We start from the raw sequence: 14810 nt of genomic DNA, 5'->3' as shown, positions 1-14810 counted from the left end.
ATCAGTGGATGTCGTGCGGACAAGCCGTGCAGTCCGCGGACGCGTACTCGACTGGGCCGAGGAGGGTCTGCCACCGGCCCGGCCCGCGGTGGACGAGCGGGCCCGGATCGGGGCTGCAGTGTCGGCCGGCCCGCCCTCTCCGTCTCCATCGTTCTCACGGCGGCGACCGTCGGGGGATGGGTACGGGAAGACTGCTTCGGCCACCGCCTGGAGCAGCACCTCGGAATCGGCGTCGGGAAGGATGCCGGAGGTGACTGCGGATCAGGAGAGAAGGTCGAAGCCGTAGAGCAGCGGGTCCACGGGCGTCGTCACGGCCTTCTCGAAAGGTGCGCGCCAGTTGCCGGTGCCCTTGTAGCGGAGGAATACGGTACGGCCGTCGCGGTCGATTTGGGAGGTCAGGAGGTCGGGGCGCCCGTCGCGGCCGAAGTCACCGATGGGGACGAGGTGTTCCATGCGGCCCCAGCCCGCACCGATCTTTGTGCGCGGCGCGAAGGTGCCGTCGCCCTTGCCGAGGTACAGCCAGAGGACGCCGTCCTTGTCGCGGGCGAGGAGGTCGCCGGTCGTCCCGCCGCCGAGGTTGCCGGGGGCGGTGACGTTGTTGTAGGCGTCCCAGCCGCCGCCGATCCGCTTGCGCGCTGTGAACGGCTTGTTTGCCGAGCCGGTGGCCTTGTAGAGCCATAGGACACCGGAGCGGTCGGTGGCGACGAGATCGGGCCGGCCGTCGCCGGTCAGGTCGGAACCGGCCGCAAGTTCGTCGTAGGCGTTCCAGCCACCACCGATCGAGGTCCGTTTGGCCAGCGTGCCGCCCTCGTTCGAGTAGAACCAGAGGACGCCCGTCCGGTCACGGGCGACGAGGTCGGAGTGCGGGGTGGAGTCCAGGTTGCCGGTGGCGAGGATCCGGTCGTAGGCGTTCCAGCCGCGGCCCCGATAGGTCCCGTCCCATTGGTACCCGTAGCCGGGGTCGAAGAGGACTTGGCGGGTGTCGTACGAGTGCAGATCGCCGTTCGCGTTCCGGACGAGCAAGTCGGGGAAGGCGCTGCCCGAGTAGTCGTGCTGGACGGCCTTGTTCGTGACCTTGAGGGTGCCGGTCCGCTGCAGCACCGGGCCGATGCCGTTGAACGGCGATGCTGTCAGCCTCCAGATGTAGGAGCCGCTGGGGGCGGAGAGCTGGCTGTTGGAGAGGCCGTTCCAGTCGAGGGTGACGCGGCCGAACCGGTCGGAAGAAAGTCGGTCCTCCACGTGGACGCGCTGCGACCAGGTGTGGTTGGTCGCGTATTCGATGATCACGAGCTCGGCCACGGCCCTGCCCCGCCCGAGGTACCAGTCGAAGCGAACGGTGGATCCGGGCGCGCTGAAGTCGGCGACGGCCGGGACGGACTCCTCCACCACTCCGAGCGTGGTCCGCAGACCAGTGGTCGCGAGCCGGGTGGCAAGGGGCTTGCCGTCCGAGCCGAGGACGATCCGGTACACGCCCTCGCCCTGGGCGTCCGTCCCGCCCTGGACGAGCAGGGTGTCTGGTGTTCCGTAACCGGTCACCAGGCTGTCGAGCAGGACGAAGGGTCTCGTGCCGCCGTCCACGGGGACAGCCTGCAGCGCGTGAAGCGGGTTCGGGCCCTGGGCGGTGGACCCGCCGGGCACGCCGAACAGGACCCAGCCGCCCAGCAGGAAGACAGAGACTCCCCTGTCCTGCCCGCGGTGCGTCATGCGGTGCGGGGCAGCGTCCGAGCCTCGGCGGGCCGTCACTACGACGGTCTCCCCCTCAGAGGGCCGCTCCACCCAGGCCACGTGGGTAGCGGAGACCGCGATCCCGGACAAGGGGTCGATCACCGGAACCGGCCGGTCATCGACGACCCTCCCCTCCGCGAGGTCCACGACGGCGAGCCGCTTCCCGGCGACACCGCGCACTGTGCCGGTGTAGCTGACGGCGAGGAGGCCGGGCGCGGCGAGCGAGGAGAAAGCGACCTTTGCGTCCGCCGGGAGGCCGGTGACCACAAGGTCCACGACCTCGCCCTGCGGCTTGGACACGAGGTGCAGCGTGGTGCGGCCGGAGCCGTCGTCCGTCCGCATCACGAGCGTGCGGTCCGCGACCCAGCTGAGCGTCGCCGAGGCGCCGAGCGACGCGGTGTCGATCGAGACGGGCTCGCCGCCCGCCGCCATGTCGTACAGGTGGTACGTGGTGCCCTCCGGCCGCACGACGACGTCACCGCCCACCGAGGCACGGTAGTAGGTCGTCGTCGCCGGCAGCGTGGTCGTGACGCCATCCGCGTACCGCGTCCACCGATAGGTGGGCACCTCGTTCGACTCACCTACGCGGCTGAGGAACCCGGAAGGCCCCCAGCCGCGCAGCGCCGATGCCGGGTCGATGACGGCGGGGGCGGACGGTGCGTCGTCCGCGGTGACCATGAGGGCGGAAGGCACCGAGGCCAGCGCCGGGCCGGAGGTCAGACCGCCGCCGGTGACCGCGAGAGCGACGGTGACGGCCACGGTGAGCCGCTTGCCGGCCGGGCTGGAATGCTTCAAGGGGATTCTCCCGAACGTGCTGTGGGTGCGGCGTCCCTGCGCCACACCCACATGACTCACAACAGCCGTTCAAGGTTGTACGACGGGTCGAGGAACCCAGTTCGGCATGTCTGGCTTCATCGCCGCGAAGCGAGAGCGCATGTTGCTGAACAGGGAGAGCAGACTTCGCCCCATCAGAATCGTGTTGCCGAGTTCTAGCAGCGCTCCGGTGCTTGCCTCAAGGCGAGTTTCGTGCTGTGCAGGTTCATGCAGCATTCGACGGTAGGCGGACTTTTCGTGACGAGCGGTCTACCGCCGTCAAGGCTCGGACGGACGGCTGGCCACAATGTGGCCAGCCGTCCGTCCCGCCCGTATCAGCGCAGTGGACCCGCGATCGCCGTGAGCGCGGCGAGGTGGCGCCGGTAAGCAGTTGCTCCATCCTCAGTCAGACGCAGCCAGGTCCGCGGCCGGCGTCCGACCTGCCCCTTCTCGACCGTCACCCAGCCCACTTCTTCCAGGCGCGAGACCTGTTTCGACAACGCGGAGTCGGTGATCTCCACCAGATCCCGCACGTAGGCGAACTCGGCCTTCTCCACGGCAGCGAGGGCTGCGACGATCGACAGACGCACAGCCGAGGCCAGAAGGGGTGCGAGTGCGTGCCGCGGGTGAGGGCCCCGTCCTGCCCCCTCCAGGGCTCCCTGCGTCATACGGCGCGCGCCTCCCGCCAGGCTGCCGCAGAGGCCGGCAGCGCGCACGCGAGGGCAGCCACGGCCGCGAAGGCGACACTGTCCACGAAGACCGTGAAGCCGAGCGCGAGGGCCAAGCCGTAGGCCACCGCCCAGGCGCCGATCACTCTGAGGTGCCGGCCGCCGTAGCCGCGCGGAACTACAGGCTGCCGCGCGGCGAACAGGGACAGCCCCATGACCACGAGGGCATTCGCCAGTGTGCTGACCAGTGTCCCCGTCGGTCCGTGCCACAGCAGCACGGCGGGAACCAGGCCAAGCTGCCAGACGGCGAAGAACCACAGGTAGCCGGCGTACCAGCCGCTTCGCCCCCGCGCGGTCGCCTCGATCCGCGCAATCCCCTTCAACGCTGCGGCCGCATCGGCCTGTTCGCGCATGCCAAACCCCTCCCGTCGTCGCCGGGGCATCCCTATGTCTACCCCGGCATCTACTTGCCAGAGTAGCAACTACTTGCTGACGCGGGGACTTTGGCTTTGTCTACGCGGGGCCTCCTGGCTCGAAGTCGGCGAGCACCTCTTCAACTCTGCCGCTCCGGCCCTTCCAGATCACCCCGAAGAGCCAGGGCGAGTACCACGAAGTCCGGCCGCTCGCTGGGGGCAGGCCTACGCGGGATTCCTCGGGCTCCCTGAACAGAATCGGCTCCACCAGGGCCCTCCCGGCGGCCGCTGGGGGCGCGTGATTCCCCCAAGACGGGTCCACCTAGCCTCCACTCCGCCCCGCCGCTCCTATCTCTCAGCGACATTCCACACGCCAACGACCGGCAGGTGCTCTCCGTCTCCAGAGACAAACGCTCTCCGTTGTGACCTACGTAGCCACTGCCCTGTTTTCCTTGTGGCTTTGGTGGTCGGTGCCGTCGAGGGACTAGCCACATACCAACAACCAGCGAAACTGCGCAGTCCCCAACCAACCTGCACAACCACATCCAGGATCGGAAACATCTCAGGTCAGACGGAGAAAGCATCCCGACACTACGCAGATTCATTGAGCCACCCAGCCACAAACCCGCTCAACCAACCTGCACAACACCAGGTCAGGAACACAGCGACTGTGCAGACTCACCGACCGGCGACAGGAAACGACACCGACCTTCACCCAAAGAACGACACCTACAACACCCCGCACAGACCCACGACCAGCAACAACACGTCCCACATCCAGTGCAGGACACCGTCGCAAACCACTGCAACTCACACGTCGCCCATCACTCAACCGGACCCAGGTGCTGATCATGGGCCAGGACGATCTCGTCCGCGAGGTTGAGGATGTGCATGGTGCCGTCGGGAAACTGGACGGTGATGCCGATGGCGAAGTCGTAGTTACCGCGCCGGTAGCGGATCTCCCGGGCGGAGAGGATTCGCTGGCCGACGAACCGGGCCATGGGGAAGCTGGGCAGGTCGTCCTCGACCGTGGTGTGACCGTACTCGTCCATGTCGTAGGGGCCGTGAGGCTGATCGATCTCCAGGAACAACCCGTCGTCCGGCGTGTGGAACCGAACGGGGCCAAGGCCGTCCATGTGCAGCCACATGTGCAGGAGGGAGGGTTCGGTCTTTTTGTAGTGGTGCCAGGACGTCGTCACCTTCAGCAGGTGCCTGCCGACCAGGTCCTCAGCGTTGATCATCCGCCGATGCTGGCACGACGCTCCACGATTCGGCACTGGCTTCCAGGAGGCGCCGGGCCGAGTCCGCGTAACGCATGGCGGTCTTCTCGTCGAGCCCGAACACCTCGGCGAGGTGAAGCGGGTCGGGCCCGTGGGTCAGGGCTTCTTCGAGTTGTCAGTCGACGCGGAGCCGCTCCAGGGTGGCGTCCTGTCCGCGCATCGGTGCACTGACAGCGGGAACCCGAGGATCCAGTGCCGACATTTGCGGGGATGGACCCGCGGGTTCACGGCGAACACGCTGGGTCGGCTCAGGACTCCTACCTCCGATCCCGGATGCATCCGGGTGTCCTTCTCCCCCGGAAAGCCGCCAGGGTGGTGTCGAGGCGCAAGGTGGACAACCAAGCGCGCTGTGCTGTGTGAATCACGAAGCTCGCGCAACGTCCAGCCGCCGGAGGCCCACTTGAGCGTGATGGTCATGGTGAACCAGTTTGGTGTTGCCGCCGTTTTCAAGCCCTTGCCCACCCCATCAGACAGACCCGAGTACCAGCCCCCCACGGCCGCCGTATCGCCGTCGTACCGTGACCGTCATCCTGGCCGGTGGCCAGGCCAGGCCGAAGCCACGCTGCGGTCAGCCACAGGACGCAGCTCATGAGCGATCTGACGGCAGGACTCTTCGCCCTGGGCGGTGCTCTCGTAGGCGGGGCCACGACCTTCGCCGGCACGGTCTGGGAGCAACATCAGCAGGTAAAGGCTGCACGGACAGAGGCGGCTCAGGCGGCCATCGAGCAGGCTATGTCCGAGTTCATGGAGATCCAGAAGGACATCCGCCTAAAAGTGGGCAGCTACGAATGGCCCGCGGAGGACACCCGGCACACATATCCAAGCGCCTTCTGGAGATCGGAGACCCTATCCCCGCAGAAGAAGGTCAAACGCTTCCATCGCATGCAGGATCGCCGCGAGCGAATCGAGATCACGATGCTGCGAGTTCCTGACCGTCCCCTACGACGGCGCATCTGGATGGACATCAGGATGATCTACAGCCTCCCCACAGAAACGTCGGCTGAAGCCAGCCACGGGCGCGACAGGGATATCTGCAGCGACGCACTGGAGTGCTTGGGGGCATACCAGCGGGGGGAGTCCCTCCCAGAACCGGAGCCCGTAGTCCAGGCGGCATACCAATCGTTGCTGAGGTACTCAGGCGTTGCTGAGGGGGACCGGGACCAGTTGTAGTGACCCGACGCCCCTATCTCTGACGGCTATCTTGCGGCCGGGGCAGAGACGGGAGCTCCGGGCCGTGATCCCCGTGAGTTCGCGGAAACTGAAGGTTCTTCAGCGGGAACCCGCGGGTCCGATGCCGCCACTTTCGGTGACGGACCCGTGGGTTCGTGGCGAACACGCTGGGCGGATATGGCGGGCTTGCAGGTTTGCCGGGCTACTCATCGTCGTCGGCTTTGGAGATGTGTGCGTGCGTCTTCTGCAAGACCGCGTATGTCCACTCCACGGTGCGGTTGGCCAAGGCTTGCAGTTCGGCCGAGAGAGTCTCCAAGTCGGCCACGGCAAGCGGCCTGGTGCGGAACCCGCTCCTTGGCCTTCGGTTCATCGCCAAAGGTTGCCGTTCACCTCGCCCACGCCCGCCCGTGTATATAGGTGTTCCGGCTCTCCAGATGGGGGTTGTGCATCCTTGATGACCTGCCTGAGTGTGGCGAGCTCCTCCGGAGTGATCTCGGTTCGCTGGACAGCGATGTTCTTGACCGCCAAGCCGCGCGTCCGTCCCGATCGGGTGGGGGCTGACAAGGCGTACGCCTCCCGTCGGAACCGGACCTACCTGCGCCGCCGCGGGATCCGCTGCACCATCCCGGACAAGGCCGACCAGGTGCGCAACCGTAAGTGCCGCGGCTTCCACGGCGGCCGTCCACCGAAATTCGATCCGGAAGACTACAAGGCCAGGCACGCGGTCGAGTGCGGCATCAACCGCCTCAAAGGCACCAAGCCGTGGCCGCGAGTACGACAAACTAGCCGTCCGCTATGGAGCGACTGTTCTGGTCGCAGCTATCAACGAGTGGCTGTGAGGGGGTGGTGACGGGCGCACGACTCTGCAGGTGACCACGGAACCCAAGAAAGAGTGTCACGCCAGCCAGGTCGCCCGCAGGCCCAACCCTGCAGCACCTCAGCCACAGGTTCCACTGCGAAGACCCCGTGCCCGCGGGGTACCCATGTCTGGAAGTGCCTGTCCGGCCCTCCCTCACGGTATTCCACCTGATAGCTAAGGTCGTCATTGAGATAGACCTGCATGTAGTGCTGATCTGCAGGCTCCAGATCAAGCCGCCGCACGACGACAAATCGTGATCCGAGACTCATGTCAGCTAGCAGGTCGTGCAGCTGCTCCTCAGAGGCGTCATCCCAGGTCGTCCCGTTCGACTCAACTGCTTGAAGCACTGGTGTTGCCATGCCTCTGACTCTAGTCACACACCAGGATCGCCACCTCGGCGGGCTCGACTTCCGACACACGCTGGGTGTAGCGGCCGTCGCCGAGGCCTGCACCGAGGACGACCTGAGTGACGTGGCCGTGGCCGGCGGGACGGCGCCTTCTACGGTGGGCGTGTGACGTCCTCCGAGGGGTTTGAGCCGGTGCCGATCCGGGTGCTGCTGCCCGACGGTGAGCAGGAGGTCGTGGGGCGCCTGTACGTGCGTCGGCAGCTGTCTGAGGGCTGGGTCTATCCCGTCGGAGGCGACTCGACGAGGTCAGTGGTCAGTGGTCAGTGGTCAGTGGTCAGTGGTCAGTGGTCAGTGGTCAGTGGTCAGTGGTCATCCAGCATGATCATTCTCGGTGCAGCCGCTGCACCAGGTGTGAGTAGTTGAGGTGCAGGAACTCCCGGCGAGAACGATCTTGCTGTGCGTTCGCTAGCGCATACGAGTTTCGAGCTGCCGGGGGACGGTGCGCAGTTCCCGCAGGTCAAGGCCGATGACGCGATCGGCGTCGTGGAATCGGTGACGGCCGCGTCCGACATCTACTCGCCGCTGACCGGCGAGATCGTCGCGGTCAACGCGGACGCGGCCGACACCCCCAAGGACGTCAACAACGCCCCGTACATCACCTGGCTGTTCAAGATCAGGCTGGCGGCAGGGGCGTCGACCGACGACCTGCTCTCCGCCGCCGACTACACGAAGCTGATCGGCTAGTAGTCGTAGAAGTAGCGGACGGTGAGGGATTCCATGCCGCCCGGGGTGTAGTCGATGCGTGTGACGAACGCTCCGACGAAGGTGAACCGCCGGGCGACGTTGCCGCCGTAGTCGATGCAGAGGATCGTCGCCGTCTTAAGCCGTCCCTCGCGCCCGGCGATAGCGTCGTCGACCCAGCGGGTGACCGCGTGGCTCAGGTAGTTGGGGCCTCGGACGATGGTCAGGGTCTGCTCCCCGCTGACCGTGACCTCCTTGAGGGCTTCGACGGACGTGCCGTCCAGCTGGAGGATGTAGTTCGGGTAGGCGAAGGTGTCGCCCGGCTTGAGGCCATCGGCGACGGCAGGGGACGCGGGCGCGGCGGTCGCCGCCGTGGCGGTGCCCGTCAGGAGCGTCGTAACGAGGGCCACAACACCGGCCCAGCGCGCGGTGTGCCGTAACGCGTTGATGGTGTTCATGCTCATACACCTCAGGACGACTCCCGGGCCGCAGCGGTTCGCGCCTCAGGCGGCGCTCGCACTGCCGGTCCTCGCGGCAGTCCCGGCACAGGCCCGGTTCCGGTGCCCTGAAGGCCCGTTTTCCGCGAACCCCAGCTGACCCTCTCCCGGCGTGCGTGTGGCCTGTCACGCAGCCTTGGCCGGGTAATCGACGATGTCAGTGACCGCGGCTATGGTTCCCGGTCATGGGGTTCTCGGGGTCTTTCATCGTCGCGCGAGCCAGCCGGCCACTGACAGAACTGGCGGCGATGCGGGCCTCGGACTGTATGCCGTTGTGGTGGGCGCGTGATGGCGGGTGGCAGATCCTGCAAGCGTGCCCTGTCACGGATCCGGACTCTTCGATAGTCGACGAGACTCGTGCTTCTGTGCTGGTTGCGCATGTGGTCGACAGCGACTTCGTGACGGTTCAGGCAGCGAGTCCCGATGGCCTGTCATGGCAATGTGCTTTGTCCCCGGAGATGGCGCGGGATTACGGTCTGCCCGGTGAGTGGATCGGTGATTCGGCCGAAGTAGGCGAGCGAGCTGAGGCCTGGGCTCGAGGGGCTGGCCTTCAGCCGGACCCGGTGGCGCTCAGGGCTGCCCTGGTGGCTGAGTGTGATCCGCTGGCGGAGGACTTAGTCGTCGCGCTCGTTCACGCCTTGGGATTCCGGTTCTATGACGGGACTGACCTGGAAGCACCTGCCGTGTGACGGGGCCGATTCTCCGGCGGTGGCTGGGGGTCGAGCTTCTCGTACGTGCACGGCGGCGCCGAGCCGCCGCCTGACGAGCTGGTGCCAGTGCCGGCCGGAGTGGTCGAGCCCGAGGAGCCAGAGGAGCCGCCGGAGAGCGTCCCGTCCTCGGCGCACACCGAGACGTAGATGTCCCCGCCCTTGCACACCCCGCCGTCCGGCCCTTCCGCCTGGCGGCCGGCGCGGCAACGCCGATCGCCAGGAGCACGCCAGCAGCTGCCGCCGTCCGTCGCACCAGCACGTGCGCACCCCTTCCTGCTGAAGGTCGGTCACGATCCCGCCTGTGGGCCACTTCTCCGTGTGGATCGTCATCAGGTAACGCACGGGCTGAGACGGGGGCAGGGGGATCATCTTCTTCGCCCGGGTGTCGTACCGCTCGTAGGTGGACAGGTCCACGCAGGTGGCCACTGTGGCCTCTGGGGTCTTGGGGGTCAGGTCGAGCGTCGTCACCTCAGTGCCGCTGTGCCCGAGCTCGCCCCGGATGACGATGCCGGACTGCCGCATCCCGGCCAGGTTGTTCTCGATTTTCGACAGCTCGTCGAGCGTCGTGTACTTCCGCCGCACCGCCACCCGTATCCCCTTCGGCTCCAGCAGCTTCTTCGCCTCGCCGTGTCCCCTCCTGGTGAGCACCCACACCTGTCGCTGATCTTCCTGGACCGATTCGATCCTCACCAGGTGGTGGTCCTCCAGATCCAGGAGGTTGTCTCGCGTGAGCTTGTCGTGCCGGTTCTCCGGGCGGGTCAGCCTCTCCGTGAACCGGACCGGGATCCCTGGCGCTTACCGGAGACGCGAAGTCGGTCAGCGTCTAGCCTACGTATGAGTAGCAGTCAGGGCCGCCGCCCCCAAGCCACAGGGCGGCGGGGGCGGGACGGACGGGGGACATGATGGCGGGACCGTCGGGCGGGGCACGGAAGGCCGTATGGGCGGCAGTTGTGGTGGCCGCGCTCGTCACCACAGGCCTGCTGGTCGTCGTCATCGCGGTGGACCTCGACACCGGCGACAGAATCGCCAGCATCATCGGCGCGGTCCTCGCATGCGCTGGTCTCGTCATCGCGGTGGCCTCCCTGAACCGTCGGGACACGCCTTCAGCCGGATACAGCGTGCAAGCCGGCACAGGTGGGATCGCCGTCGGCGGGAACATCACCGGCAGCGCGTTGGGATCGAATTCCCGTGTGAGCGCCCAACCGCCACCGGCAAGCACAGCGGCCCCTGCGGACGGGGCAGTGGCGCCTACCCCGAGCGTGACAGCTGAGCCCGGAGGCATCGCTGCCGGCGGGGACATCACCGGCAGCGCGCTTGGAGAAGGGAGCCAAGTCCAGTGAGACCGGAGCTGGTGTCCGGGCGCTGGAACGCTTCGCCGTCGGCTGTGGAGATGCCGCTCCTGCGGAGCCCTGACTGTATGTACGCGTGCCGACGTGGGGGAGAAGAATCTGTGCCAGTGCGGATTGACGTGGGCGAGGAGGCTGCCGGCCGGGCTCCGTGCGGGCAATCCGGTCCAGGAGGAGGGCGCGTTGGGGGGCGAGGGTCGGTCGGGATGTCTTCTGTGGTGTCGGCCTTAGCGCGCGGTACGGCGACCTTCGCCGCCGCACAGGACCGCGACGGTGTCTGCGGGCACGCCCTGGTGGGCGAAGGCGCAGCCTGATGAGTCCTCTCTGGCCGCGCCGCCGCAATGCAGCACCAGCACCAGCACCAGCACCAGCACCAGAGGATTCCGCGGACGACCCAGCGCCCACGCTGGAGGTCATGGCGGCCGCGTTCGTCCAGGCCAGCGGTGGAAGCGTCGCCGCCGGTCGGGACATCGTCGCCAGCGCCCTCGGTCCGCACAGCAGCGTCACCATCCACCAGCCCTCCCGGCCGGAACCCGTCTGGCCGATGCGCATCGGCACGCCGCCCCTGCTTGCCTCGGCGTTCCAGCCCCGGAGCGGTCTGCGGGCGGAGATCGACAGCGTCCGGGGGGCGGGGAAGACGCCTGTCCTGGCGCAGGTGCTCTCCGGTCCCGGAGGCGTGGGCAAGTCCCAGCTGGCTGCCGCGTACGTTCACGAGGCGGTACTGGATGGCACCGAGTTGGTGCTGTGGGTTCCGGCCGCCGATGTGCAGCAGGTCGTCAGCCTCTACGCACAAGCCGCAGTGCTCGTCCAGGCGCCGGGCGCGCTGGGCGAGGACTCCGAGCAGGACGCCCGGGCCTTTCTGGGGTGGCTGGCTGCCACCAGCCGTACCTGGCTGGTCGTGCTCGACGATGTCGCCGATCCGGGCGCGGTCGCTCCTTGGTGGCCTCCGGGACGCCCCGGTATCGGCCGTGTGCTGGCCACCTCGCGGCTCAAGGACGTGCGGCTGACCGGTCAAGGCCGGGCTCGGATCGACATCGGCGTCTTCAGCGGCACCGAGGCGGCCGCCTACCTGGAGCAGCGTCTGGGGGCCGAAGGCGTCGGCCACCTGCTGGACGGCTCGGCGCAGGAGCTGGCGGAAGACCTCGGGCATCTGCCCCTTGCCATCGGGCACGCCGCCGCATACCTCATCAACGAACAGCTGTCTGGCGGCGCCTACCTACGACGGCTGCGCGACCGCACGCGTGGGCTCGACGAACTCCTGCCGGTCTGGGCCGACACCGAGGGGTACGGCCGCCACGTCGGCGCGGCTCTGCTGCTCTCCCTGGACGCGGCCACGACCGCGAGTCCGGACGGGTTGGTCCGGCTCGTCCTCGAACTCGCCGCGCTGCTGGACCCTGCCGGCCACCCGGAGGCGCTCTGGTCCGCGCCAGCGGTCCTCGACCACCTCGCCCGGCACCGTCAGCCCGCGGCATCGGCGGAGAGTACGCCGACACCAGACGAGGTGCGCTCGGCCCTCCTGGTCCTACACCGCTACGCCCTGATCAACTACAGCGCCCACAGGGAGCATCTCCACGTGGGCATCCACTCCCTGACAGCCCGCGCCGTTCGCGAAGCGGGCCCCGCCCCAGGCTCCGAACCGGCGTCCTCGGCCGTGTCGGCCGCCGCTGACGGCCTGCTGAGTATCTGGCCTGACCCCGATCAGCGGGAGCACGCCCTGGCGGCAGTCCTGCGGGCCAACACCGCTACCCTCGCCCGCACGGATGCAAGCGAGCCCTGGCGGGACAACACCCGTGCGCTCGTCTTCCGTGCCGGACGGAGCTTGCTCGACAACGGCCTCACGCATGCCGCGCGCGTCTACTGGCAGGAGGTGGTCCCTCAGGCCGAAGAGTCACTCGGCGCTGACCATTCCGACACGCTCACCGCCCTTGCGGAGCTGGCACGTACGTACCGGGTACTGGGCACGTACGAGGAGGCACTGCGCCTGAGCGAGCGGGTACTCGCCTCCCGTGAACGGTTCCTGGGAGGTGACCACCCGGACACCCTCCGCGCGCAGGCCGAGGTCGGCTCGAGTTTCCGGCAACTCGGCAGGTACGAGGAGGCCCGTCGCCTGGATGAGCACGTACTGGCCGTCCGTGAGCGCCTCCTGGGAGGCGACCACCTCGATACCCACGAGGCCCGCGGCAACCTCGCCTCCTCCTACCGGATGCTCGGACGGCCGCAGGACGCCCACCGCCTCAACCAGCTGGTCGCCGATGCCCAACAGCGCCTCCTGGGAGGCGACCACCCAAAGACTCTGGGCACCCTGTTGCACGTCGCCTCCACTCACGGTGCGCTCGGTCAGTACGAGGAGGCCTTCCGCATCAGGCAACAGGTCCTCATTGCACGCGCACAGCTGCTGGGCCCCGACCACCCCGACACCCTCAATGCCCAGTCCAACCTCGTCGTTTCCTATGCGGAACTCGGCCGCCACGAGGAAGCCAGAGAGCTAGGCCTCCATGTGGTGGCCCAGCGGCAGCGCCTCCTGGGCGAGCACCACCCCGAGACCTTGCGCGCCCGTGCCAACCTCGCCCACGTCTACCGCGAACTCGGTCTCCACGGTGACGCCCTCCTCCTGGCAGAGCAAGTACTGGCCGAGCGCGAACAGCTGCTGGGCACCGATCACCCGGACGCCCTCCTCTCCCGGCTCGACCTTTCCCAGATCTACGAGGCCCTCGGGCGCTACCACGACGCGTTGCACGTCGCCGAGGCGCTCCTCGCCGACTGCGAGAGGATCCTCGGACCCAAGCACCCGTACACGCTCATCGCACATGCTGGTGTTGCCCAACACCACGGCCAGCTCGGCCACTACGACATCGCCCTTTCGCTGGGGGAGCAGGCGATGTCCGAGAGCGAACGGGTCCTGGGGCCCGACCATCCCACGACCCTGACGGTCCGGGGAAGCCTCGCGACCGTCTACGCCAAGATGGAGCGGCGCGAGGAAGCACTTGGGCTGATCACGACGGTGGCCGCCGCTCTTGAGCGCACGCTGGGCCCGGAGCACCCCCATACCCTCCAGAGCCGGCTGAGTCTCGCAGCCCTCTACGACCGTACCGATCGCAACGAGGACGCCTTACGACTGCACCAGCAATCGGTGACCGACGCCGAACGTCTTCGAGGCCGCGATCACCCTGACACCCTCAGCGCTCGCGGGAATCTCGCGCAGCACTACTGCGCGGTCGGCCGCTATGAGGAGGCCATCAGCCTCGGCGAACGCGTCCTGAGTGACCGTGAACGTATATTCGGTCCCGATCACCCCGCTACCGGCCTGGCCCGAAACAACCTGGCTTACTCCTACCAAGCAGTCGGCCGGCACGAGGACGCACTCCCCCTCCTCGCGACGGCGATCGCCGTCTGCGAACAGGCCCTGGGGCCCGAGCACCCCGACACCCTCGACGCCCGAGGAGGACTCGCTCTCGTTCACCTCGATATCGGCAGAGCCGAGGAAGGCCTCCGCCTGCTGGAATCTCTGGTTGCAGACGGCGAGCGTGTCCTCGGCCCCGACCACCCTCTGACTGCCAACTACCGCTGCTGCCTCCTCGTCGCCCAAATGGATACCGGGCACACCGACGAGGCCATCGCCGTCGCGGAGCAGTCAGCGGTCGACCGCGAGCGAGCACTGGGTGCTGATCATCCGCAGACCCTCGCCGCCAAGCTCCAGCTGTCTGTGGCGTACGGCAGTGCGGACCGTCATTCAGACGCCGCGCGCGTGCTGGCGTTCATGCTCGGCGCGAGCGAGCGCGTCCATGGGCCGGAACACTCCGAAACCGTCTTGGTCCTGATGGCCCTGGCCAATTCGCTGTGCGCGCTCGGCAGGTACGAAGATGCCCTCGCTCTGGAGGAGCGGGTCCTCACCACGCACGAGCGGCAACTGGGCCCCGACCACCCAGACACGATTGACGCCAGGAGCAGCCTCGCCATCACCCACACGCTCCTCGGCCGGCACGAAGAGGCCCTGCGCTTGAGGGAGCAGGTGCTGTCCGACCGCACGCGCACTCTCGGACCCAACCACCCCGACACTCTTGAAGCTGCCGATCTCGCCGCCGCCTCCCGCTCGGCGTTGGGCCCCCCGGACAGCACACACCCGGTGGAACCCACTGAGTAAAGTGGCGCCCACTGGGTGGAGTCCACTCAGTGGGCTCTACTCAGTGTCGGCATCGGGCGGTCCACTGAGTAGACGATGCCCGGTGATCGTCACCACAACC

11 protein-coding genes are annotated in these 14810 nt (G+C 67.7%); 4 read left to right on the top strand and 7 right to left on the bottom strand.

Annotated elements, in window-relative coordinates:
* Positions 1–261: 261 nt before the first annotated feature.
* The 4 genes from OG259_RS41115 to OG259_RS41100 all read right to left on the bottom strand — a co-directional run bounded on the left by OG259_RS41115 (position 262) and on the right by OG259_RS41100 (position 4860).
* Positions 262–2520, bottom strand: coding sequence for an FG-GAP repeat domain-containing protein (locus OG259_RS41115; protein ID WP_328946933.1), 2259 nt, complete (start codon positions 2518–2520; stop codon positions 262–264).
* 353 nt (positions 2521–2873) lie between these two features.
* Positions 2874–3128: a winged helix-turn-helix domain-containing protein gene (locus OG259_RS41110; protein WP_328946932.1), complete on the bottom strand. Its 255-nt coding sequence runs from the start codon at positions 3126–3128 to the stop codon at positions 2874–2876.
* A 74-nt stretch (positions 3129–3202) separates the two neighbouring features.
* A complete protein-coding gene (locus OG259_RS41105) occupies positions 3203–3619 on the bottom strand; it encodes a hypothetical protein (protein ID WP_328946931.1) in 417 nt (138 codons plus the stop codon).
* A gap of 824 nt (positions 3620–4443) precedes the next feature.
* The gene (locus tag OG259_RS41100) at positions 4444–4860 is read right to left on the bottom strand and encodes a hypothetical protein (RefSeq protein ID WP_328946930.1); all 417 of its coding nucleotides are present in this window, start codon (positions 4858–4860) and stop codon (positions 4444–4446) included.
* A 627-nt stretch (positions 4861–5487) separates the two neighbouring features.
* On the opposite strand from OG259_RS41100, the gene OG259_RS41095 reads away from it, so the two are divergent.
* A complete protein-coding gene (locus tag OG259_RS41095; RefSeq protein ID WP_328946929.1) occupies positions 5488–6069 on the top strand; it encodes a hypothetical protein in 582 nt (193 codons plus the stop codon).
* A gap of 1662 nt (positions 6070–7731) precedes the next feature.
* Positions 7732–8019 (top strand): hypothetical protein, encoded by a 288-nt coding sequence (locus OG259_RS41090; protein WP_328946928.1) that lies wholly within the window; start codon positions 7732–7734, stop codon positions 8017–8019.
* On the opposite strand, the gene OG259_RS41085 is transcribed toward OG259_RS41090, so the two are convergent.
* Together OG259_RS41085 and OG259_RS41080 are read right to left on the bottom strand one after the other, a co-directional pair.
* A complete protein-coding gene (locus OG259_RS41085; protein ID WP_328946927.1) occupies positions 8016–8474 on the bottom strand; it encodes a hypothetical protein in 459 nt (152 codons plus the stop codon). The two genes, OG259_RS41090 and OG259_RS41085, sit on opposite strands and share 4 nt — an antisense overlap.
* Positions 8475–9127: 653 nt before the next feature.
* Positions 9128–9913 carry a hypothetical protein gene (locus tag OG259_RS41080; protein ID WP_328946926.1) on the bottom strand — a complete coding sequence of 262 codons (786 nt, stop codon included), beginning with the start codon at positions 9911–9913 and terminating at the stop codon, positions 9128–9130.
* A gap of 263 nt (positions 9914–10176) precedes the next feature.
* Between OG259_RS41080 and OG259_RS41075 the strand changes: the two genes are divergently transcribed.
* On the top strand, positions 10177–10563 hold the full coding sequence (locus tag OG259_RS41075; protein ID WP_328946925.1) for a hypothetical protein: 387 nt from the start codon (positions 10177–10179) through the stop codon (positions 10561–10563).
* A 233-nt stretch (positions 10564–10796) separates the two neighbouring features.
* On the opposite strand, the gene OG259_RS41070 is transcribed toward OG259_RS41075, so the two are convergent.
* A complete protein-coding gene (locus OG259_RS41070) occupies positions 10797–10943 on the bottom strand; it encodes a hypothetical protein (RefSeq protein ID WP_328946924.1) in 147 nt (48 codons plus the stop codon).
* 41 nt (positions 10944–10984) lie between these two features.
* Here OG259_RS41070 and fxsT point away from each other — a divergent pair, with 41 nt between their 5' ends.
* The gene (gene fxsT, locus OG259_RS41065; protein ID WP_328946923.1) at positions 10985–14710 is read left to right on the top strand and encodes an FxSxx-COOH system tetratricopeptide repeat protein; all 3726 of its coding nucleotides are present in this window, start codon (positions 10985–10987) and stop codon (positions 14708–14710) included.
* Positions 14711–14810 lie beyond the last annotated feature (100 nt).

Origin of the sequence: Streptomyces sp. NBC_00250, from assembly GCF_036192275.1 — a bacterium.
GTDB lineage: Bacteria > Actinomycetota > Actinomycetes > Streptomycetales > Streptomycetaceae > Streptomyces.
This window is presented reverse-complemented; position numbering and strand designations above follow the sequence as displayed.

Excerpts from the sequence above, each read along its gene's own strand:
- OG259_RS41105 (WP_328946931.1), bottom strand. The coding sequence starts at position 3,619 with ATGCGCGAACAGGCCGATGCGGCCGCAGCGTTGAAGGGGATTGCGCGG.
- OG259_RS41100 (WP_328946930.1), bottom strand. The coding sequence starts at position 4,860 with ATGATCAACGCTGAGGACCTGGTCGGCAGGCACCTGCTGAAGGTGACG.
- OG259_RS41095 (WP_328946929.1), top strand. The coding sequence starts at position 5,488 with ATGAGCGATCTGACGGCAGGACTCTTCGCCCTGGGCGGTGCTCTCGTA.
- OG259_RS41085 (WP_328946927.1), bottom strand. The coding sequence starts at position 8,474 with ATGAACACCATCAACGCGTTACGGCACACCGCGCGCTGGGCCGGTGTT.
- fxsT (WP_328946923.1), top strand. The coding sequence starts at position 10,985 with ATGGCGGCCGCGTTCGTCCAGGCCAGCGGTGGAAGCGTCGCCGCCGGT.